Raw genomic sequence first — 20,668 nt, 5'->3', positions numbered from 1 at the left:
TCAGAATGCGGCGTCAAGCGACAGGGACAGGTCGATCTCGTCGTCGCTCATCGCGGAGATCTGCTCGACCAGCAGGCGTTCCACCTCGGCCGCGAGCAGCGCGACGGTGGGGTTCTCGAACAGCTCGCGCACCGCGATGGCGCAGTCGAACGCGGCGCGCACCCTGGAAGCGGCGGCCACGGCGCGCATGGAGTGGCCCCCCAGCGCGAAGAAATCGTCGTGCAGGCCGACCCGCTCCACCCCGAGCACCTCGGCCCAGATCTGGGCGAGGACCACCTCGGTGGGTGAGGTGGGCGGGACGAACTCGGCCGTCGCGGGGACGTCGGGGGCGGGCAGGGCGGCGGTGTCGAGCTTGCCCTGCACGGTGAGCGGCAGGGCGTCGAGCACCACGAACGCCGAGGGCACCAGGTAGGCGGGGAGCCGGTCGCGGCACCACGCCGCGAGCCGGTCGCCGTCGAGGTGGTCACCGGCGGCGTAGGCGACCAGGGCGCGGTCGCCCCGGACCTCGCGGACCACCACGGCCGCGCCGCGCACACCGGCGCACCCCTGCAGCACCGCCTCGACCTCGCCGGGTTCGATGCGGAACCCGCGGATCTTGACCTGGTCGTCCACCCGGCCGAGGAACTCCAGCTCCCCACCGGGCAGGCGGCGCACGAGGTCGCCGGTGCGGTAGACGCGGCCCGCGCCGAACGGGTTGGCCGGGAACCGCTGCGCGGTCAGGTCGGGGTGGCCGAGGTAGCCGCGGGCCAGCTCCGGTCCGCCGACGAGGAGTTCGCCGGGGACGCCGTCTGGCACCGGCTGGTCGAGGGTGTCGACCACGTGCAGGGTGCGCGCGCCCAGCGCGACGCCGATGGGGACGCGGCCCGCGACCGGCGCGGTGACCACGTGGGCGGTGGCGGAGATCACCGACTCGGTGGGGCCGTAGGTGTTGACCACCGGGACGTGCGGCAGCAGCTCGAACCAGCGGCCCAGCGGGGTGGCGGGCAGCGCCTCGCCGCCGGTGACCAGCAGCCGCAGCGACGCCAGGTCGCCGGCCAGGTCGCCGAGGCGGGCCACGACCTCCTCCCAGTACGACGGGGTGAGCTCGGCGACGGTGACGCCGTGCGAGCGGACCTCGGCGGCCAGCTCGTCCACCGACCACACCTCGTCGGGCCGCAGCACCACGCGGGCGCCGACACTCAGCGCGGGCAGGAGCTGCTCCAGCGAGGCGTCGAAGGACAGCGAGGCGAACGACAGCACCCGATCGGCGGACGTGAGGCGGAACAGGTCCCGGGCGGAGGCCACGTGCGCGGCGAGCGGGCCGTGGTCGACGCCCACGGCCTTGGGTCGCCCGGTGGAGCCGGAGGTGAAGATGACGTAGGCCAGGTCGCCGGGGTCGACGTCGGCGGGGATCACCTCGGCGTCGGGCCGGGCAGCGGGCACGACACCTTCGACCGGGACGATCCCGACCTCCAGTCCGGCCAGCGCGCCCGCCGTGCCGTCGTCGGCGACCACCAGCCGCGCGCCCGCCTCCGCGAGCATGAACCGCAACCGCTCCAACGGGAACTTCGGGTCCAGCGGGACGTACGCGCCGCCGGCCCGCCACACCGCGAGCATCGCCGCCACCGACCACACGCCCCGGCCGAGGCACACACCGACCGGGTCGCCGCGACGCACGCCCGCGTCGACCAGCGCGGAGGCGAGACCGCCGACCAGCGCGCCCAGCTCGCCGTAGGTCACGGTCCGCTCGCCGCACACCAGCGCGGCGTCCCCCGCGTTCCCCGAGACTCTCAGCGGCGGCGTCGGCACGACCGGTGGCGCGGCGGTCAGCGCGGCGCGTTCCCGCGCGGAGAGCAGGTCGAGCCGGGCGACGTCGGTGTGCGGGTCGGCGACCACGGCCCGCAGCACGCGGGTCACGTGCTCCGCCAGCCGCGCCGCGGACGCCTCGTCGAACAGGTCGGCGCTGTACTCCACGTCCAGCGAGAACCGGTCGGGGTCGAGCAGGAAGGTCGCCGTCAGGTCGAACTTCGCCGACTCCCAGGGCAGCGTGAAGCCCTCGAACTCCAGGCCCGGCGCGGCCATCCCGGTGGACACCGCGCTCTCCTGCACGTCGAACATCACCTGGAACAGCGGGTTGCGCGACGGGTCGCGCTCGGGCCGCAGCTCCTCCACCAGCCGTTCGAACGGCACGTCCTGGTGGTCGAAGGCGCCGAGCACCGTGCCGCGCACCCGCGCCACCAGCTCCACGAAGGACGGTCCGCCGGACAGGTCCGCGCGCAGCACCACGGTGTTGACGAAGAACCCGATGAGCCGCTCCAGCTCCACCCGTCCGCGCCCGGCGACCGGGGTGCCCACCGCGATGTCGTTCTGCCCCGACCAGCGGGCCAGTACCACCTGGAACACCGCCAGCAGCACCGTGAAGCGGGTCGTGCCGCAGCGCTGGGCCAGCTCGTCGAGGCCCGCGGCCAGCTCGCGCGGCAACGGCACCTCCACCGCGCCGCCCCGTGCCGACCGGGTGGCCGGGCGGGGGCGGTCGGTCGGCAGCTCCAGCACGGGCACGCCGTCCAGCGCCGCCCGCCAGTGCTCCAGCTGGGCGTCCAGCGCGCCCGCCGCGAGCAGGCCGCGTTGCCACACCGCGTAATCGCCGTACTGCACGGGCACGTCCGGCAGGTCGGCCGCGCGCCCGGCGAGGCGGGCGGTGTAGGAGCGGGTCAGCTCGTCCACGACGACGTCCTTCGACCAGCCGTCGGTGGCCACGTGGTGGAACGACAGCACCAGCACGCGGTCGTCGGGCCCCAGCTCCCACAGGCCGGAGCGGACGAGCGGCGGGCGGTCGAGGTCGAAGCGCGCCGCGGCGAACTCCTTGGCCCGCACGCGGACCTCCTCGACGTCGGCGCAGACGTGGCGCTCCAGCGGCACCGGCACGTCGTCGTGGACGAGCTGCACCGGGTGCCCGTCGACCTCGACCAGGGCGGTGCGCAGCACCTCGTGCCTGGCCACGACGTCACCCAGCGCGGCCTCCCAGGCGTCGGCGTCCAGCGGCCCGCGCACCCGCCAGGAGAACCACAGCACGTAGTCCTCGCCGGAGTCGGACATGCGGTCGAGGAACCACAGCCGCTCCTGGGCGAAGGACATCGGCAACGGGCCGCCGCGGTCGACCGGGACGATCCCGGCGGTCGTGACCGGGCGGGCCGCGGCCACCAGCGGGCCGAACTCGCGGATGCGCGGGTTCTCGAACAGGGTGCGCAGCTCCACGTCGCGCTCCAGGCGCTCGGCGATGCGGGAGACGGCCATCGTGGCGAGCAGCGAGTGCCCGCCGAGGTCGAAGAACCCGTCGTCGATACCGATGCCCTCCACGCCCAGCACCTCGCCCCAGATGCGGGCGATCTCGCGCTCGACGTCGTCGCGCGGCGCGGTGTAGGCGGCACCGGTGGCGGCGCGGTCGGGCCGCGGGTCGGGCAGGGCGGCGCGGTCGAGCTTGCCGGAGGCCGTCACGGGCAGTGCGTCGAGCCGCACGACCTCCGAGGGCACCGCGTAGTGCGGCAGCCGGCGCGACAGCTCGGCCCGCAGCGCGGCCGGGTCGGGAACGGTGTCGCCGACGACGTAGCCGACGAGGACCTGCCCGCCCTGGGCGTCGGCCTTGACCGCCGCGGCGGCGACCAGCACTCCCGGGCAGCCCGACAGCGCCGACTCGACCTCGCCCAGCTCCACCCGGAAGCCGCGGACCTTGACCTGGTCGTCCACGCGGCCCAGGAACTCCAGTTCGCCTCCGGCGCCCCAGCGCACGAGGTCGCCGGTGCGGTAGAGCCTGCCGCCTCGCCCAGCTGGATCGGGCCCGGACGGGTCGGGGACGAACCGCTCGGCGGTCAGCGCCGGGCGGCCGAGGTAGCCGCGGGCCAGCTCCGGTCCGCCGACCAGCAGCTCACCGGGGACGCCGAGGCCGACCGGGTCACCGTGCTCGTCGACGACGAGGACACGCCTGCCACCCAGCGGCCTGCCGATGGGGGCGCGGTCGGCGTCGGTGAGCTCATGGGTGGTCGCGGTCACCACGGTCTCGGTGGGGCCGTAGGCGTTGAGCACCCGCACGTGCGGCGCGTGCCGCAGCCAGGCGGCCAGCGCTCCCGTGGGGACCGCCTCACCGCCGAGGATGAGCAGCCGCAACGACTCCAGCCCCGTGCCGCCGGTCAGCGACAGCGCCAGCTCGCTCCAGTAGGTCGGCGGGAAGTTGGCCACGGTGATGCGGTGCCGGGCCACGATCGAGGGCACCCGCGAGGGCAGCCACTGCTCGTCGGGCCGGATGACCACCGTCGCACCGCTGGTCAGCGCGGGCAGCAGCTGGTCGAGGGAGGCGTCGAAGGAGAACGAGGAGAAGGCGAGCACCCGGTCCTCGGCGGTGACGCCGTAGCGGTCGCGGGCGGCGGCCACGTGCGCGGCCAGCGCGCCGTGCTCGACGCCGACCGCCTTGGGGCGGCCCGAGGAGCCCGACGTGAAGATGACGTAGGCCAGGTCGGACGGGTCCGGCGTCAAGACGGGCGCGGAGGCGTCGGGGACGACGTCGGCCACGGACACGCGACGGACCCCGGCGATGTCCGCGTCACCGATGACGCAGCGCACGTCGGCGTCGGCGACCATGAACGCCAGCCGGTCGGGCGGCAGGGCCGGGTCCAGCGGCACGTGCACGCCGCCCGCGCGCCACACCGCGAGCATGGCCACCACGGACCACGTGCCGCGGGGCACGCACACGCCCACCGCGTCGCCCCGGCGCACCCCGGAGTCGCGCAGCAGCGCGGACAGCCCTCCCACCAGGGCGTCGAGCCGGTCGTAGGTGACGACGTCGTCGCCGCACACCAGGGCCGTGGCCGCTCCGTGCCCGCGGACCACGAGCGGCGTGGCGGGCGCGGGGGCCTCGGTGGGACCGCCCCAGGAGTCGAGCAGGGCCCGGCCGGGCAGCGGCGGCAGGACGGCGGCCAGGTCGGCCACCGGCGCGTCGGGATCGTCGAGCACGGCGGTGAGCAGGCTCAGGAACCCGTCGGCGAACTGCCGCATCGTGTCGTCGTCGAACAGCGCGGTCGCGTACTGGAGGCGGGCGGCGAGGCTGCCGTCCGGCATCAGGTTGAGGTCGAGGAAGACGTCCATGTCGGTGCCGCCCAACGGCGCCCGGACCAGCGCGGCGTCCAGGCCGCGCAGGGCGGCCGGCTGGTGGACGGTGTTGAGCAGGGTGAACGACGCCTGCGCCAGGGGGTGGCGGGACAGGTCGCGCTCCATGCCCAGCGCGCCGACCACGCGGTCGAACGGCGCCTCGGCGTGGGAGAGGTCCTTGAGCACGACGTCGCGGACCCGGCGCAGCAGGGCGTCGAACGACGGCCGCCCGCCCAGGTCCGAGCGCAGCACCACGGTGTTGACGAAGGGCCCGACCAGGTTCGACACGTCCACCGGACCGCCCCGGTCGGCCATCGTGGTGCAGGTCGCGATGTCGGTGCGCCCGCTGTAGTGGCCCAACAGCGACTGGTAGACCGCGAGCAGCAGCATGTAGCGGGTGGCCCGGCGCTCGCGGGCGGCGGTGTCCACGCGGGCGAGCAGGTCGGCGGGCACGCGGAAGCGCACCAGTTCCACGGCACCGTCCCAGACCTCGGGCCGGGGGCGGTCGGTCGGCAGCGCCAGCGGCGCCACCCCGGTCAGGCGTCCGGTCCAGTGCGCGAGCAGCCGCTCGACCCGCGTCGGGGTGAGCCGCTGGTTCTGCCAGGCGGCGAAGTCGGCGTACTGGAGGTGCGGGGCGGGCACCTCCTCGCCCCGGTATCCCGCGTCGAGCTCGCGCAGCAGCACGTCCCACGACCAGCCGTCCACGGCGATGTGATGCACGACCAGCAGCAGCAGGTGGTCGTCCTCGGCGAAGCGCGCCAGCACCGCCCGCACCGGAGCCTCCGCCGCCAGGTCCAGCGGGCGGCGCAGCTCGCGGGCGAACACCTCCTCCGGGTCGCGGGCGTCGACGCGGCGCAGCACGACCGCGCCCGGCGGGTCCAGCACGGGCACCGGCTCGCCGTCCACGGCGGTGAACCTGGTGCGCAGCACCTCGTGGCGCTCGACGATCCCGGCCAGCGCCCGCTCCAGCGCGGGCACGTCCAGCGCGCCGCGGACGCGCAGCGCCAGCGGCAGCAGGTTGTCGGAGGAGCCACGGGTGAGCTGTTCCAGGAACCACAGCCGCCGCTGCGCGGAGGAGACCGCGCCGTGGTCCGTCGCTGTGTGCGGTGCGCCTTCGTTCACTGTCGGCCTCCCTGCGAGCTGAGTTGGACGAAGACTGCTCCCCGGCACAGGCCCCCCACCAGGGAAGAAGCGGCACGACGCGGTTGCCGTCGCGTCTGCGCGTTCTTCTCTACTGCGCCAGCCCACCCGGCGGCATCGTCGGTCCGGCAACGCGAGAGCGACCGACCGATCGGGGAGCGCCGATGACACAGGACGAGCGGGTGTACCGGGTCGTGACCAACGACGAGGAGCAGTACTCGATCTGGCCCGCCGACCGCGACCTGCCGCCCGGCTGGGTCGCCGACGGGACCGAGGGGCCGCGCGCGGTCTGCCTCGACCACATCGAGCGGGTGTGGACCGACATGCGGCCGCGGAGCCTCCGCGAGCGGATGGGGCAACGGGGCTGACGAAGCCCTCGGGAGAGCTGGGAAGGGATGGTCAGCGTGGCTGGAACGGTGCTGTTGCCCGGAGGCGGTTGGCGGCTGTGGAGCCAGTTCGCCCTGCGCGGGACGGGTTTCCCGGCCGCCGGTGTGCTCCGCCTCGCCCCACCGGGACTGGGGGTGGCCGCCGACAAGTTCGCCGACGTGGCGCCCCGCGACCGGTGGACGGGTGCGGAGTGGGAGGAGTTCGAGGCGTTCTTCGACGAGGCCGCGGTGCGCACCGCCCGCGAGTTGCAGGACATCGCCTCCCAGCCGAGGTTCCGCACGGCGCTGGCGTGGCAGAACAAGGCGGTGCTCGGCTCGGGCATCGCGCCGTTCCTGGCGTGGACGCCCACCGCGGCCGGGCGCACCAGCATGCCGCGGCAGCGCGAGGAGCTGGTCGCGCACTACTGGCAGCGGTTCTGCGTCAAGAACGACACCATCGGCTTCTTCGGCCCGGTGGGCTGGGGCAGCTGGGACCTGGACGGCCCGCGCGGCATCACCACCGTGCCGGGCGAGGACTTCCTGGCCTGCTCGGAGGTGTACTTCTCGAGCTGGGGCATCGACGCGCTGGCCAAGGTCATCGGCGCCGAGCCGGGGATGCGCCCGTGGGTGCCGCCGCGCCGGGTGTCGTTCGCCAGGATCGCCGACGGCGCGGTGAGCCTGCCCGGTCGCGCCGCCGTCCCGCTGGCCGACGGCCTGGAGGACGTGCTGTGGCTGTGCGACGGCGCCCACCAGCCGGTGGAGATCGCCGAACGGCTCGACCGCGACCTGGACGGCGTGCTCGCCGCGCTGGACGAGCTGCTGCACCGGCGCTGGATCACCTGGCGCATCGACGTCCCCGCCAGCGCCCACCCCGACCTGGCGCTGCGCGCCATCGTCGAGCGCGTCGGCGACCCGGAGGTGCGGCAGCGGGCGCTGGACCGGATCGAGGTGCTGCGACGCGGCCGGGACCGGGTGCGGGCGGCGCTGGGCGACGCCGACGCGTTGCTGGAGGCGATGTCCGCGCTGGAGAACGACTTCGTGGAGACCACCCGGACCTCGGCGCAGCGCGAGAAGGGCGCCAAGACCTCCGCCAACCGGGCGCTGGTCTACTCCGACTCGCGCCGGGCCGCGACCGCCCGGCTGGGCTCGGCCGTGCTGGACGAGCTGACCCCGCTGGCGCAGTGCCTGACGGCGGCGCGGTGGATGACCAACCGGTACGCCGAGATCGCCCGCGGGCACCTGCGGGAGGCGTTCGAGTCGTTGCGCGCCAAGCACTCCGTGGTGGACCTGGCGTCACTGTGGATGGCGTGCCTGCCCGTGCCGCACCCCGACTCGATCGCCGACGCCGACCGCGTGCAGGCCGAGTTGCAGCGCCGCTGGGAGTCCATCGTGGACGCGCCCGAGGGCGCGCGGCGGGTGCGGCTGTCGTCCGCGGCGATCGCCGAGCAGGTCCGTGAGGCGTTCGAGGAGCCCGCCACGGGCTGGAACGTCGCCCGTTACATCAGCCCGGACGTGTTCGTCGTCGCGGAGGACGCCGAAGCGGTCGAGCGCGGCGAGTTCGAGCTGGTGCTGGGCGAGCTGCACGTGGGCGTGAACACCATGAGCGCCTCGCTGTTCGTGATGCAGCACCCCGACCAGGAGGAGCTGCTGGCCGAGACCGACGTCGACTACCCCGGCCCCCGGCTGATGCCGATGCTGCCCAAGGAGCAGCCGCCGCGCTGGAACACCCGCAGCCGCCCGGCGCTCAACCGGCCGCAGGACTACCTGGTGGGCATGGTCGACCACACCGCCGACCCTTACCGCCCGCGCACCGCGATGGGCGCGGACGTCCTGGTCGAGGAGCGCGACGGCGAGCTGGTCGCGGTGCTGCCGGACGGCGCGGTGTTCCCGGTGCTCGACGTGTTCGGCAACGCGCTGACCGCGCGGATCATGGACCGGTTCAGCCTCCGCGCGGCCGGCGACCACTCGCCGCGGGTGACCGTCGACAACGTGGTGGTCGCCCGCGAGACCTGGCGGTTCACCGCGGAGTCGCTGGAGTTCGCGGCCGAGAAGCACGAGTCCCGCCGGTTCGTGCGGGCGCGGGCGTGGCGCGACGAGCACGAGCTGCCCCGCTACGTCTTTATCGTCTCCCCCGCCGAACCGCGGCCGTTCTACGTCGACTTCGACAGTCCGGTGTACGTCAACGTGCTGGCCAAGGCCGTGCGCCGACTGGCCCGCAAGGACCCCTCGGCGCGGCTGACCGTGTCGGAGATGCTGCCCAACCCCGAGCAGGCGTGGCTGACCGACCACACCGGCGCCAAGTACAGCTCCGAGCTGCGCTTCGTCGCCTTCGACCAGACCGGGCGGGACCGCCATGTCCAGGACTGACGCGGCTTCCGCCGACCTCGCCGGCCACCCGGACCACCCCGCCGTCGTCACCCCCGACTGCGTGCTCACCCACGCCGACCTCGTCCGGCGCACCGACCGGCTGGCCCGCGTGCTGCGCGGGCACGGCGTCGGGCCCGAGGTGGTCTGCGGGATCGCGCTGGAGCGCGGCGTGGACGCGGTCGTCGCGATGGCGGCGGTGCTGCGGGCGCACGGCGCCTTCCTCACCGTGGACACCGACCTGCCGCCCAAGCGGGTCGCCGCGCTGCTGGACGGCGCGCGGGCGCTGGTGACCAGCCGTCGCCTCGCCGGGCGGTTCACCGTGCCCGGACCCACCGTCCTGGTCGGAGAGGACGGGACCGCGGGCCCTGTCGCATCGCTGCCCGGGGGGCCGGCGGACTCCCGGTCGCTGGCCTACGTCAGCCACACCTCCGGGTCCACCGGCGCACCCAACGCCGTGCTGGTCGAGCACCGCTCCCTGCGGGCCTACCTGCGGTCGACGGTGCGGGACAACGACCTCGGACCGGACACCGTGGCGCTCCAGCTGGCGCCGCTGGGCTACGACGCCTCCATCCGCGACACCCTGGCCCCGCTGCTCGCGGGCGGCAGCCTCGTTGTGCTGCCCCGGTCGGCGCTGCTGCGCCCCGAGGAGCTGTTCGAGGCCGTCCGGGCCCACGGTGTCAACACGATCCTGAGCACCACCCCGTCGTTCCTGACCTTCCTGTCCCGCCAGGACGGCGCGGCGCGGGCGCTGCGGGACGTGCGGCTGGTGGCGACCAGCGGCGAGTCGCTGCGACCGTTCCTGGCCGCGGGCGGCCGGTCGCTGGTGCCGGGCAGGCTGGTCAACCAGTACGGGCCGACCGAGTGCACCATGACGTCCACCCGCCACGAGGTGCCCGCACGTCCCGAGGCGGATGTCGACCTGATCGGCACGCCGCTGGACGACGTGGTGGCACGGCTGCTGGACGGCGGGATGCGGCCGGTGCCGGACGGCGAGATCGGCGAGGTGTACCTCGGCGGTGTCGGCGTGGCCCGGGGCTACGCCGACCAGCCGGGCCTCACCGCGACGCGGTTCGTGCCCGACCCGTGCGGGGAACCGGGCGCACGCCTGTACCGCACCGGCGACCTGGCCCGGCGGCGGCCGGACGGGGTGCTGGAGTACTTGGGGCGCAACGACCGGCAGATCAAGGTCCGCGGGTACCGGGTCGACCCCGCCGAGGTCGAGGCGGTCCTGCTGACGCACCCCGCAGTCACCGGCGCGGCGGTCACCGCGGCCACCGACGACCAGCAGCGCGCCTACCTCGTCGCGCACGTCACCGGTGAGCTGGCGCAGGTCCGCGACACGGCGCTGCGCGCCCACCTGGCCGAGGCGCTGCCGCCGCACCTGATGCCCCGGCACTTCACCCGCCTGGACCGCTTCCCCACCACCCGCAGCGGCAAGGTCGACCGCGTGGCGCTCGCCGGGGGTGCGCGGTGACCCGCCTCGACATCAGGCTGGGCACGGCCGACGTGCTCGCCGCCGCACGGCGCATCGAGGGGAACGTGCTGCGCACGCCGCTGGTGGCCCTGGACGCCGTGCCGGGCGTCCTGCTCAAGGCCGAGCACGTCCAGCGCGGCGGGTCCTTCAAGATCCGCGGCGCGGCCAACGCGCTGCTGGCCGAGCCGTGCGGCGAGGTCGTCACCGGATCCTCGGGCAACCACGGCATCGCGGTGGCCACGCTGGGCCGCGCGCTGGGCGTGCCGGTCACCGTGGTGATGGCCGAGGGCGCGAGCCGGGCGAAGGCCGCCGCGCTGCGCCGGCTCGGCGCGACCGTGCTGGTGGCGCCGGGCGGAGCGGACGAGCGCGACCGCCTCGCCCGCGAGCACGCGGCGTTGACCGGGGCCGGGCTGGTGCCCTCCTCCGACCACGAGCTGGTGGTCGCGGGCCAGGGCACCGTGGGCCTGGAGATCCTGGGGGACGTGCCGGGGGTCGACGCGGTGTTCGTGCCGACCGGCGGCGGTGGGCTGCTGGCGGGCATCTGCCTGGCCGCGCGCGACCTGCCGGTGCGCGTCGTGGGCGTCGAACCGGCCGACGCCCGACGCTACGCCCTCTCGCTCGACCGGGGCTCACCCGTGGTGGTGCCGCCGTCACGCACCATCGCCGACGGGCTGCGCGGGCAGCGGCCCGGCGCCGTGACGCTGCCGGTGATCGCCGACCGCGTCGACGACCTCGTGGGCGTCACCGACGACGCCATCGCGCACGCCGCGGCGCTACTGCGCCGGGCGGGCGTGCACGCCGAACCCAGCGGCGCCGTGGCGCTGGCCGGGGCACTGCAATCGGGTTTCACCGGGACGGCCGCGGTGGTGGTGTCCGGCGGCAACACCGCCGAGGCGCTCGCCACCACCGGCCTCGCGGCCTGACCACGACACCACCACCGGAGGGATCGACCATGACCACCATCGGCATCACCGCGACCGAGCTGACCGACCTCGTCGTCGAGGTCTACCGCGACGCGCTGGCCAACCCGTCGCTCGACTCCGACAGCGATTTCTTCGAGGCGGGCGGCGACTCGCTGGCCGCGTTCCAGATCACCGCCCGCCTGCAGGCGGCGCTGGGCGTGGACGTGCCGGTGGCGCTGGTCTTCGCCTACCCCTCCCCCGCCGACCTCGCGTCGGTGGTCGAGCAGGAACTGGAGGTCGGCTGACATGGCGGGCGAGCAGGAAGGGCGGTCGCTGCCGGGCGGGCGGTGGCGGCTGTGGGACCAGTTCAGCGTGCGCGGCGCGGGATTCCCGGCGCACGGCGTGCTGCGGCTCGCGCCGCACGGGCTCGCCCTGGCGGCCGACCGCTTCGCAGCGCAGAAGTCCCAGCAGGGCACGGAGTGGAAGCTCTTCGAGCAGGCGTTCGAGGAGGCCGCGGCCAAGTCGGCGCTGGAGCTGCGCGACATCGCCGCGGGTGACGCGTTCCAGAGCGCGGTCGCCTGGCAGAACAGGGCGGTGCTGGGTCGCGCGGTGCGGCCGTTCCTGGAGTGGGAGCCCGGTGACGGGCGCACGAGCCGCACCCGCCAGCGGGAGGAGTTGATCTCCCACTACTGGCAGCGGTTCTGCGTCAAGAACGACACGATCGGTTTCTTCGGCCCGGTCGGCTGGGGCAGGCTGGACGACGCCGCCGCCGGCGTGGAGGTCGACGCGGGCGTGGGGCTCGTCGCCGAGACGACCGTGTACTTCGCCAGTTGGGCGATCGACGCGCTGGCCCGCGTGCTCGCCGAGGACGCGGCGCTCGCGCCGTGGGTCGCGCCGCGCCGCTTGCCCTTCGTGCGCATCGGCGACGGCGAAGCGGCCCTGCCGGGTTGTGCGCCGAAACCGGTGGCCGCGCCGCTGCTGGACGTGCTCGCGCTGTGCGACGGCACCCGGTCCGCCCTCGCGATCGGCGAGGAGCTGGGCCGCGACGTCACCGACGACCTGGCGGAGTTGGAGCGCCGCCGGTACCTCGTGCGGCGGCTGGAGGTCGCCGCGGGCTCCCACCCCGAACGGGCCCTGCGGACGTGGTTGGAGGGCTTGCCCGCCGCAGTGGCCGCACCCGGCCTGGCCGCGCTGGAGACCTTGGAACGGGGACGTGACCGGGTCGCCCGGGCGTCCACACCGGACGAGCTGGTCGAGGCGATGTCCGCGCTGGAGCGGGAGTTCGAGGCGCTGACCGACGCCGCAGCGGCCCGCGAGAAGGGCGGGTCCACCGCGCCGGGACGGGCGCTGGTGTACTCCGACGCCCGGCGCGCGGCCACCGTCCGACTCGGTGGGGTGGTGCTGGAGGAGCTGGGAGCCCTGGAGCCGCTGCTGGTCAGCGCCGCCTGGCTGACGTCCTCGCTGGCGCGGCGCGTGCTGGACGGGGCTCGGCGGGTGTTCGACGCCTCGGGACCGGTGGACCTGGCGACGTTCTGGTTCGCGTGCATGCCGGTGCTGCACCGGGACGCGGTGGCCGACCTGGCCGAGCTGCGCGCCGAGTTCTGGCGGCGCTGGGCCGGTGTGCTGGACCTGCCGGCGGACGTGCGCGACGTGCGGCTGTCGGCGGCGGAGGTGTCGGCGCGGGCGAACGAGGCGTTCGGGTCCACCGGCGGCGGCTGGAACGCCGCGCGCTACCTCAGCCCGGACGTGATGATCGCCGCGGCGGGCGTGGACGCGGTGGGGCGCGGCGAGTTCGACTTGGTGCTGGGCGAGCTGCACGTGGCGATGAACACCCTGGGCGCGTCGCTGTACCTCGACCAGCACCCGGACCGCTCGGAGCTGGTCGAGCTGACCAGCCGTGACGTCCCGGGCCCGCGCCTGCTCCCCCTGCTGCCCAAGGAGCACCGGTCCCGGCTGTCGACGCGGGTGCGCCAGAGCCTGGTGCGCCCCGAGGACTACTACGTGGCGCTGGTCGACGACACCGCCGACCCGCACCGCCCGCGCAGCCTGCGCAGCGCCGACGTCCGGGTGGAGCTGCGCGACGACGAGCTGGTGGCGGTGCTGCCCGATGGCGCGGTCTTCCCGGTGGCCGACGTCTTCGGCCACGTGCTCACGACGCTGGTGGTCGACGGGTTCCGGGTGCTCCCCGAGGCCGACCACACCCCCAGGGTGAGCGTGGGCAGGCTGGTGGTGTCACGGGAGACGTGGCGGTTCCCGGTGGCGGAGCTGGGGTTCGCCGAGGCCAAGACCGAGGCCCGGCGCTTCGTGGGCGCCAGGGCGTGGCGGGCGCGGCACGACCTGCCCCGCTTCGCGTTCTTCACCTCCCCCGCCGAGCCGCGCCCGGTGTTCGTCGACTTCGACAGCCCGGCCTCGGTGACGCTGCTGGCCAAGGCCGCGCGCCGGCTGGCCCGTGCCGACGCCTCCGCCAGGCTCACCGTGACGGAAATGCTGCCCACCCCGGAGCAGACCTGGCTGACCGACGACAAGGGGGAGGTCTACACGTCGGAACTGCGCTTCGTCCTGCACGACACAACCTCCTGACACCTCCGAGGCCCGCACGGCCCCGCCCCCGGGCGGGGCCGCAGGTGTCCCAGGGCATGACAGCGACCTCGACCGGCGACGACGAAGCGCTGCTGCAACCGAGCCAACCTCGACGGTCCGGGGTGGCGTGTACCGCCTGGCCACCCGTGGGACGGTGGGGTTCGGGGTCGGTGAGCGCGCACGCAGACGCCACCTCGACGATCGGTGACCCGTTGAGGCCCAGGGCCAACATCCACGCCCTGGGCCGTTGTGCCGCGGAGGCCTACTGGTTGTCTCACGTGAAGCGGTATCCGGGGCAGTAGTGCCAGCCGCTGTTGTCGGGCAGTGGCGTGGCCATGATGGTTTCCCCTTGACAGCAGACGGCGACCGTACGTGTAATTCTTTCAGATATCACTCTGCCCACCTATCCATGCACGCAGAGTAAAGGCAGGTATGGCCGTGTCGTTGTCGCACCCCACCCGGTTATTGGCCTCGACGGTCGGCGCCCTCACGGTCACCGCCGGCCTGATGATCGCCCCGGCGCACGCCGCGCCGGCCACGACCACCGCCCCGGCTGACTCCGTCGCCGCGGTCACCGATCGGATCGCCGCCCGGCTGGCGAGCGAGTTCGCCGACGAGGCCCGGCAGACCGGATTGCTCTCGGCCACCTCGACGGATCCTGTGCCCCTGGCTCGTGCCGCCGAAGGCACCGCGCTCGGCCGGGCCGTGCGTGACGCCGACCGGGAAGTCCTCGAGGCCAAGGGGCTGCCGCAGGACGGCACGTCCCTGCTCACCGTCCGCCTCGCGCACGCCGACATGGTCGACGCGCTGCGCCGCGGCACCGCGCCGCTGGTCGCGTCCTCCCCCGCCGACGACGCGCCGACGACCGTGACGGCCTACGACCACACGGGCCGGCGGATCGCGCTGGCAGCCGACCGCGTGCCGCGGCGCCCGGTGTACCTGGTCGAGGTCGACACCGCGACCGCGCTGGCCAAGGGCACGCAGGTGCTGCGCTCGACCCTGTCCCAGCGCGGCCTGTCCCCCGCCGCCGCACGCGCGGCCGTCACGCCCGCCTCGGGCTACTGGGCCACGCAGCTCACGTCGATCCGCCTGGACGACGACCACGAGCCGTGGCACAAGGGCGACGCGGAGATCTTCACGATCACCGCCGGGTTCGGCCTGGACGGCAAGGTCAAGGTCGACACCACCCAGCTCCCCTACCTGGACGAGGACGGCAGGACCTACTACCCCAACCAGCTCCTGGTCCACTTCTCCGACTACAAGTACAACCTCGCCGACATCGTGATGATGGAGGAGGACGGCGGCACCAACTACCGCGACCTCGCCCTCGCGCTGACCCGGGCGCTGCTGACCATCGTCGACGGCGGCGCGTACATCCCCCTGGTCGATGCGATCATCAACGCGCTGCCGGACGGCTGGTGGACCGACGACCCGGACTACGTCGACTCCTGGTACACCCTGTCGACCAGCACCGGTGGCACCCTGCGCGGCGCGGCGGGCAACGGCACGATGACCGTCGCTCCCTACTGGGTCGCCCCGCTGTAGCACGCCTGCCCGGAGAAGTGCGGTCGACCCGGCCATCCACGCACGTCCTGCCCTGATCCCACGGCTTCGACGGCCGGTTGGCCGACCGGACCGTTGAGGGCGCTCGTCACCGACGTTATTGCCGGAGATTCTTCGCCCGCCGGGAGTAGGATCACCCAGGAGGCCCGGTGCGGCAGTCCCACCCATCCTGAACGGCGGAAACCTTCATGCAAGACCGCGCGGTCGGTGCCGCTGGACGCATCGTCCCGGCCAACGGCGTCGACCTCTGCGTGGAGACCTTCGGCGACTCCCGGCACCCCGCGCTTCTGTTGATCATGGGCTTGGGGTTCCAGCTCGTGCACTGGCCGGACGAGTTCTGCCGCCGGCTCGCCGGGCACGGCTTCTTCGTCATCCGGTTCGACAACCGCGACGCCGGCCGCTCGACACACCTGCCGGGGGCCGACTACTCGTTGGCCGACATGGCCGCCGACGCCGTAGGGCTCCTCGACGCGCTCGGCGTCGGACGCGCCCACGTGGTCGGAGCGTCGATGGGCGGGATGATCGCCCAGCTCATGGCCGCGCTCCACCCGTCGCGGGTGCTGAGCCTGGCGTCCCTCATGTCCACCACCGGCCGGCGCGGCAAGGGCCGCACCTCTCCGAGGCTGGTCCGCCACCTGTTCTCCCGGGGCGCGCGCACCGAGCAGGAGGCCGTCGAACGCCGTGTGCGGCTGTTCGGCACGATCGGCTCCTCGGGCTTCGAGCAGGACGTGGACGAGATCCGGCGCGCCACCGCGCTGGCGTTCCGCCGCGACCCCGACCACCGCGGAGGACGGCGGCGGCAGTACCGGGCGGTGCGCGTGGCAGGTGATCGGACCGACCAGCTCGCGCGGATCACGGCACCGACCGTCGTCATCCACGGAACGGCGGACCGCATGTGCCACCACTCCGGCGGCGAAGCGACCGCGGCCGCGATCAGCGGCGCACGGCTCCAGCTCATCCCGGGCCTGGGGCACGACCTTCCGCCCGGCGCGTGGCCGACGATCATCGACGCAATCGTCGCGAACGCCCACCGCACCCAGCCCTGACCGACCGGCGATGGGCCGCGGCCGGCGGTGCGCCATGGACGACTGGACCCGGTGAGGAGGCTGTGGGTTCCGGCGGCCGCATCGAGCCTGGGCGTCCAACCTCCCGCCCGCGCATCCGGGAACACCCCGCACCGGCGGCGAGTCGACACGCCGGCTCACTTGAGATGATCACTCAGCAGCGCATGTAGTAGGGCCACGGCGGAAAGCCGATTTGTTCGCTTTCGTGACGGCAGCGTGCGGTGTCGGTGTCATTGCCTGCGTTGGGGTCCGTGGGCGTGCTCGCGATCCTGGTCGCGGTGGCGTCGAGGGTCGCCTCGGTGTACATGACGTCGAAGTAGACCCGGTTGGTCGAGGTCGCGGTCGCGCCCGGGGCCAGCGGGCCGAACGAACACGTGAGTGTCGCGTTGGCGAAGACGCAGGGTGCCGTGGTGATCGTGCTGCGAGGGTCCAGTGCGACGACGACCGTGGCGGAGGTGAGCGGCTGGGGTCCGTGGTTGGTCACGGATACGCGGTAGTCCACCACCGGCAGGAGCAGGGCCGTGACGGCGGTCAGGTCGACCGAGAGGTCCGCGCCCGAGGGGGCCGCGTCCGCCCTGGCGCCCGATGTCAGCAGCGCGGCGGTGACGGCGACGACGAGGGATGTCCGGAACATCGTGCCACCTCCCGGTGCCGGACAGTAGCGCCGCGGGGGAAGCGTCCGACACCGCTCTTCGTGTGCCGTTCATCCTGCGACGGCAATCTGTGCCGGGAAGATCCCAGCCTGGATACGCGGCCGAGACGGTCACCGGCGAGACCGGGTAGCCGCGATCGACGCCGGGCGGCGTTCCCGGTCAACTGCCGCCGCTACCCGTCGAGCAACGCGTCCTCAGTCCTGCGGGGTGCGGGTCGCGGGTCCGGACCACCGAAGCCGACCACCCGGTCCCAGATCCAGTCGGCCATCGACGCGGCGACGGGCTCGTCGGGATGTCCGGGTCGACGCTTGACCAGCACCCCGAACGCGACCGCGACCAGGTACGCCCCGGCGTCGTCGGTCATCACCTGCTCCCAGACCTCGTTCTCGGGCCAGTCCGGGTGCGCTCCCGGGTCGGCCTCGATCTCGGCGCACATGTCGATGATCTCGGCTGCCGACATCAGGCGGAATGGTTCGGCCCGCCCCCAGGCGGCCCCGGAGCCGGGCTGTTGACCGTCGTGCCAGGCCAGCAGGTCCTCCGCGACCATGGAGCCGATCCTGTCGCTCTCGGCGTGATCGGCGACCGCGGTTCCTGGCCGCAGGGTGGCGCGCAGGTCAGCGGGCATCACGTCGTCCAACGCCGCCAGCGCGGAAGCCAGGTCGGTGCCGAGCACCTGGTCGCGAAGTTGTCGCCACCCCAGCTCGATCACCCCGGTGCGGCGGATGTCGTCGAGCGTGATGTCCTGGCCGTGGCTGTTCTCGACGATCCGCAGCATCGTCCGAGCCGTCCCCACCAGGTTCTGCAACAGGTCTTCGGTCGGGTTCTCACGCAGTAGCCGCAGACCGAGTTGCTCGGCATCGGCGAACCGGTACTGCACCAGGTAGGCCCAGCCGAGCATCAGGGCGACCCAGGGGTTCGCCGCATCGCCCCGGACGGCCTCCTCGGCCGCGGGGACGAACCGGTCGGGTGGTGCGAAGGTCCCCAGCAGACATGCCGCGCGCTTCCCGAACGCGGTGGGCAGCTCGTCCGGCGTCGTCCGCGAGCACAGCGCCACCGCCTCGTCGAGCCGGCGCCACCCGTCCTCGTGCTCCCCGCAGAGCGCCTGGGTGAAGCCCAGCTCCATCCAGTCGCGCCACTCCTCGTGGTCCTCGCCCAGCACCGTGCGCGCCCACCGCAGCGCCTCGGCGTGATCGTGCTCGGCCAACGCCAGGTGTCGAAGGGCACGAGCCGCGTTGACGAACTGGCGGTCACGACGACCGGCCACCTGGAGGTAGAGGCGCCGCGCCTCGTCGGCCTGGCCGCAGATCTCGCGGTGGTTGCCGAGCAACAGCGACACGCTGCTCCGCTCCGGCTGGACCGCCAGCACCTGCAACGCCAGTTCGGCGACCTTGGGATGCGACGGCTGTGCGCCGAAGATCTCCCAGGCCAGGTCGAGGTTGCGCTCCACGGCATCGTCGTCGGGCGCCGTGCGGCCGAAGTCCTTCATCGCATGCCCCACCGGACCCGGTACGCCCGGAGTTGGTCGAAGGTGCCGTCGTCGACGCCGTACTCCAGCACCGGCGCCACCTGGTCGAACCAGGACGCCGTGGACGGGGTCACGCCGCCGACCGCGGCCAGCATCGCGTCGGTCGTGACCGGAACCAGCTCACCCCTGCTCATCGACTCGACCATCGCCTCCTGGAGGACGGTGGTCACCAAGTGGCTGAGGTCGGCGCCGGAGAACCCCTCGGTCGCCGCCGCGATGGCAACGACGTCGACCGCGTCGGCGGGCTTGCCCTTCAGCGCGCCCCGGACGATCGCCGCCCTGGCGACCGCGTCCGGTGGTAGCACCAGCACCGTCTTGTCGATCCGGCCCGGTCGGCGCAGCGCGCCGTCGACGTCCCACGGTCGGTTCGTCGCGGCGAGGAAGTAGACCCCCTCGTTCGCGCCGGCCACGCCGTCGAGCTCCTCCAGCAGCTGGGTGACGAGCATCCGCATCGTCTGCGACCCGCCGCCACCGGAGGTACGCCGTCCGCCGAGCGCGTCGAACTCGTCGAAGAAGATCACGCACGGCGCCGCCGCCCGTGCGTTGCGGAACACGCTCTGGATCGCCTTCTCGCTCTCCCCGATCCACTTGCCGAGCAGATCCGCGAGGGTCACGTGGATGAAGGACGCCCCGAGGTCGCCTGCGATCGCCCTGGCGATGAACGTTTTGCCACAACCGGGTGGGCCGTACATCAGCAGCGACCCGCCCGGCTTCTGCCCGAACGCCGCAGCCAGCTCGGGATTGCGCAGCGGAGCCAGGAACGCGGTGTCCAGGTGCCGCTTGACCTCGGCGAGACCGGCGACGTCGGCCAGCGTCACCGCCGGGCGTTCGGCGTCCCACAGCGACGCCGACCCGGCGGCGCTGCCGGCCTGCCGGTCGTCGTCGGCCGGGGCCGGAACCGGTTTCGGCTCGCGCTGCCCGGACCTCCCCGTCTGCAGGGTTGACGGGGGCGCAGCGGGTGGCGGCGGGTTCGAGGCTCGCATCCGCGCCGCCATCAGCCGGGCGCGCAGCAGGCGGACCCGTGCCGGATCACCGCCGAGTGACTCGAACGCCTTCAGCTCGGTGGCGGCGCGACTCGGGTTCTGTTCCAGCAGCAGCGTGATGAAGTCCTCGCGCAACGCCAGGTTGCCCGGGTCGGCCTCCACCTCGCGCGCGATCACCTCGACGAAGCTGTCGGCCGGAGGACCGACGTCGTTCACCGCCCGACCCCTTCGATCCAGCCCTTGAGCAGGCCCAGGTTCGTCAGCGGGATGTGGTGACCGAGCCGCGGGTGGTCCAGCGCCACACCGACGACGCCGGTCTGGCCGAACGAGGCGACGTAGTCGATCGCGGTCGGCATCGGCACGCCGAACAACGGCGCCGCGCCGTCCTCCGAGTCGAGCAGGCCGAGGGCGCGGGCGGCTTCGTTCGCCCGTGCGGCGCTGCTGTAGAGGCAGATCATCGGTCCCTGCTCGGCGGCCACGGCATAGGGACGGGGTCGGTCCGCCGAGCCCCGCGCGATGAAGAACCAGTGCTCCAACGCGGTCGTCTGCCGCCACAGCGCGATCTGCGCCGTCGTGTCCCCTGCAGGCGCTGCTCTGACCGCCTTGTCGAGGCGGTCCAGCTCGGCGACCGTCTCGGGGCTGTTGTCCCTGGTCATTCGGTTCTTCTCTCGTCTGCTCGCCTGCGACTGGCCGAACCGGCCCGGCCCCGACATGACCCTGCGCGGCGTGAAGGCGACACCGAATACCTCCGGGAGCAGCCAGTCGCCCTTGGTCTCGCGCCCGATAGGCTATTCGAGTGACGAACCGGGCCGCATCGGTCGTTCGCACCACATGCGCCGGTCCACGCGGCGCCCGGCGCCGAACCGAAGCCGCCGCCGGCACCGGGCGGATGGCCGCGGTCGGCCTGGACGCCTCGGTGATGGATGCGCTGCGC

Annotated in this window: 13 protein-coding genes; 8 read left to right on the top strand and 5 right to left on the bottom strand. The window is 73.8% G+C overall.

Annotation, left to right across the window (positions count from 1 at the left end):
* Positions 1-6,240, bottom strand: coding sequence for a non-ribosomal peptide synthetase (locus B0I31_RS04520; protein WP_106614068.1), 6,240 nt, complete (start codon positions 6,238-6,240; stop codon positions 1-3).
* 182 nt (positions 6,241-6,422) lie between these two features.
* On the opposite strand from B0I31_RS04520, the gene B0I31_RS04515 reads away from it, so the two are divergent.
* The 8 genes from B0I31_RS04515 (at position 6,423) to B0I31_RS04480 (ending at position 16,555) form a co-directional block, all read left to right on the top strand.
* Positions 6,423-6,626 carry an MbtH family protein gene (locus tag B0I31_RS04515; protein WP_073896715.1) on the top strand — a complete coding sequence of 68 codons (204 nt, stop codon included), beginning with the start codon at positions 6,423-6,425 and terminating at the stop codon, positions 6,624-6,626.
* A 27-nt stretch (positions 6,627-6,653) separates the two neighbouring features.
* Positions 6,654-8,990 carry a lantibiotic dehydratase gene (locus B0I31_RS04510; RefSeq protein ID WP_219910595.1) on the top strand — a complete coding sequence of 779 codons (2,337 nt, stop codon included), beginning with the start codon at positions 6,654-6,656 and terminating at the stop codon, positions 8,988-8,990.
* Complete coding sequence (locus tag B0I31_RS04505) at positions 8,977-10,464, top strand: amino acid adenylation domain-containing protein (RefSeq protein ID WP_106614067.1); 1,488 nt, start codon at positions 8,977-8,979, stop codon at positions 10,462-10,464. The genes B0I31_RS04510 and B0I31_RS04505 overlap by 14 nt, the downstream gene beginning before the upstream one ends.
* A complete protein-coding gene (locus tag B0I31_RS04500) occupies positions 10,461-11,387 on the top strand; it encodes a threonine ammonia-lyase (RefSeq protein ID WP_106614066.1) in 927 nt (308 codons plus the stop codon). Before B0I31_RS04505 ends, B0I31_RS04500 begins: the two co-directional genes overlap by 4 nt.
* Positions 11,388-11,416: 29 nt before the next feature.
* Positions 11,417-11,671: an acyl carrier protein gene (locus tag B0I31_RS04495; protein WP_106614065.1), complete on the top strand. Its 255-nt coding sequence runs from the start codon at positions 11,417-11,419 to the stop codon at positions 11,669-11,671.
* A gap of 1 nt (position 11,672) precedes the next feature.
* Entirely contained in the window at positions 11,673-13,946 is a 2,274-nt protein-coding gene (locus B0I31_RS04490; protein ID WP_106614064.1) for a lantibiotic dehydratase, read from the top strand.
* 438 nt (positions 13,947-14,384) lie between these two features.
* Complete coding sequence (locus B0I31_RS04485) at positions 14,385-15,491, top strand: DUF3103 family protein (RefSeq protein ID WP_219910594.1); 1,107 nt, start codon at positions 14,385-14,387, stop codon at positions 15,489-15,491.
* 206 nt (positions 15,492-15,697) lie between these two features.
* Positions 15,698-16,555: an alpha/beta fold hydrolase gene (locus tag B0I31_RS04480; protein ID WP_106614062.1), complete on the top strand. Its 858-nt coding sequence runs from the start codon at positions 15,698-15,700 to the stop codon at positions 16,553-16,555.
* Between the two features lie 172 nt (positions 16,556-16,727).
* Here the strand turns inward: B0I31_RS04480 and B0I31_RS04475 are convergent, their stop codons facing one another.
* The 4 genes from B0I31_RS04475 to B0I31_RS04460 form a co-directional block, all read right to left on the bottom strand.
* Positions 16,728-17,207, bottom strand: coding sequence for a DUF11 domain-containing protein (locus tag B0I31_RS04475; RefSeq protein WP_106614061.1), 480 nt, complete (start codon positions 17,205-17,207; stop codon positions 16,728-16,730).
* Positions 17,208-17,398: 191 nt separating this feature from the next.
* A complete protein-coding gene (locus tag B0I31_RS04470) occupies positions 17,399-18,712 on the bottom strand; it encodes a tetratricopeptide repeat protein (RefSeq protein WP_245949682.1) in 1,314 nt (437 codons plus the stop codon).
* Positions 18,709-19,950, bottom strand: a complete 1,242-nt coding sequence (locus B0I31_RS04465; RefSeq protein ID WP_106614060.1) for an ATP-binding protein — start codon at positions 19,948-19,950, stop codon at positions 18,709-18,711. The genes B0I31_RS04470 and B0I31_RS04465 overlap by 4 nt, the downstream gene beginning before the upstream one ends.
* Positions 19,947-20,390: a hypothetical protein gene (locus tag B0I31_RS04460; protein WP_106614059.1), complete on the bottom strand. Its 444-nt coding sequence runs from the start codon at positions 20,388-20,390 to the stop codon at positions 19,947-19,949. Before B0I31_RS04460 ends, B0I31_RS04465 begins: the two co-directional genes overlap by 4 nt.
* Between the last annotated feature and the right edge of the window lie 278 nt (positions 20,391-20,668).

Origin of the sequence: Saccharothrix carnea (assembly GCF_003014735.1) — a bacterium.
GTDB classification, from domain to species: domain Bacteria; phylum Actinomycetota; class Actinomycetes; order Mycobacteriales; family Pseudonocardiaceae; genus Actinosynnema; species Actinosynnema carneum.
The sequence above is the reverse complement of the archived record's forward strand: the minus strand, read 5'-3'. Positions and strand labels throughout refer to the sequence as shown.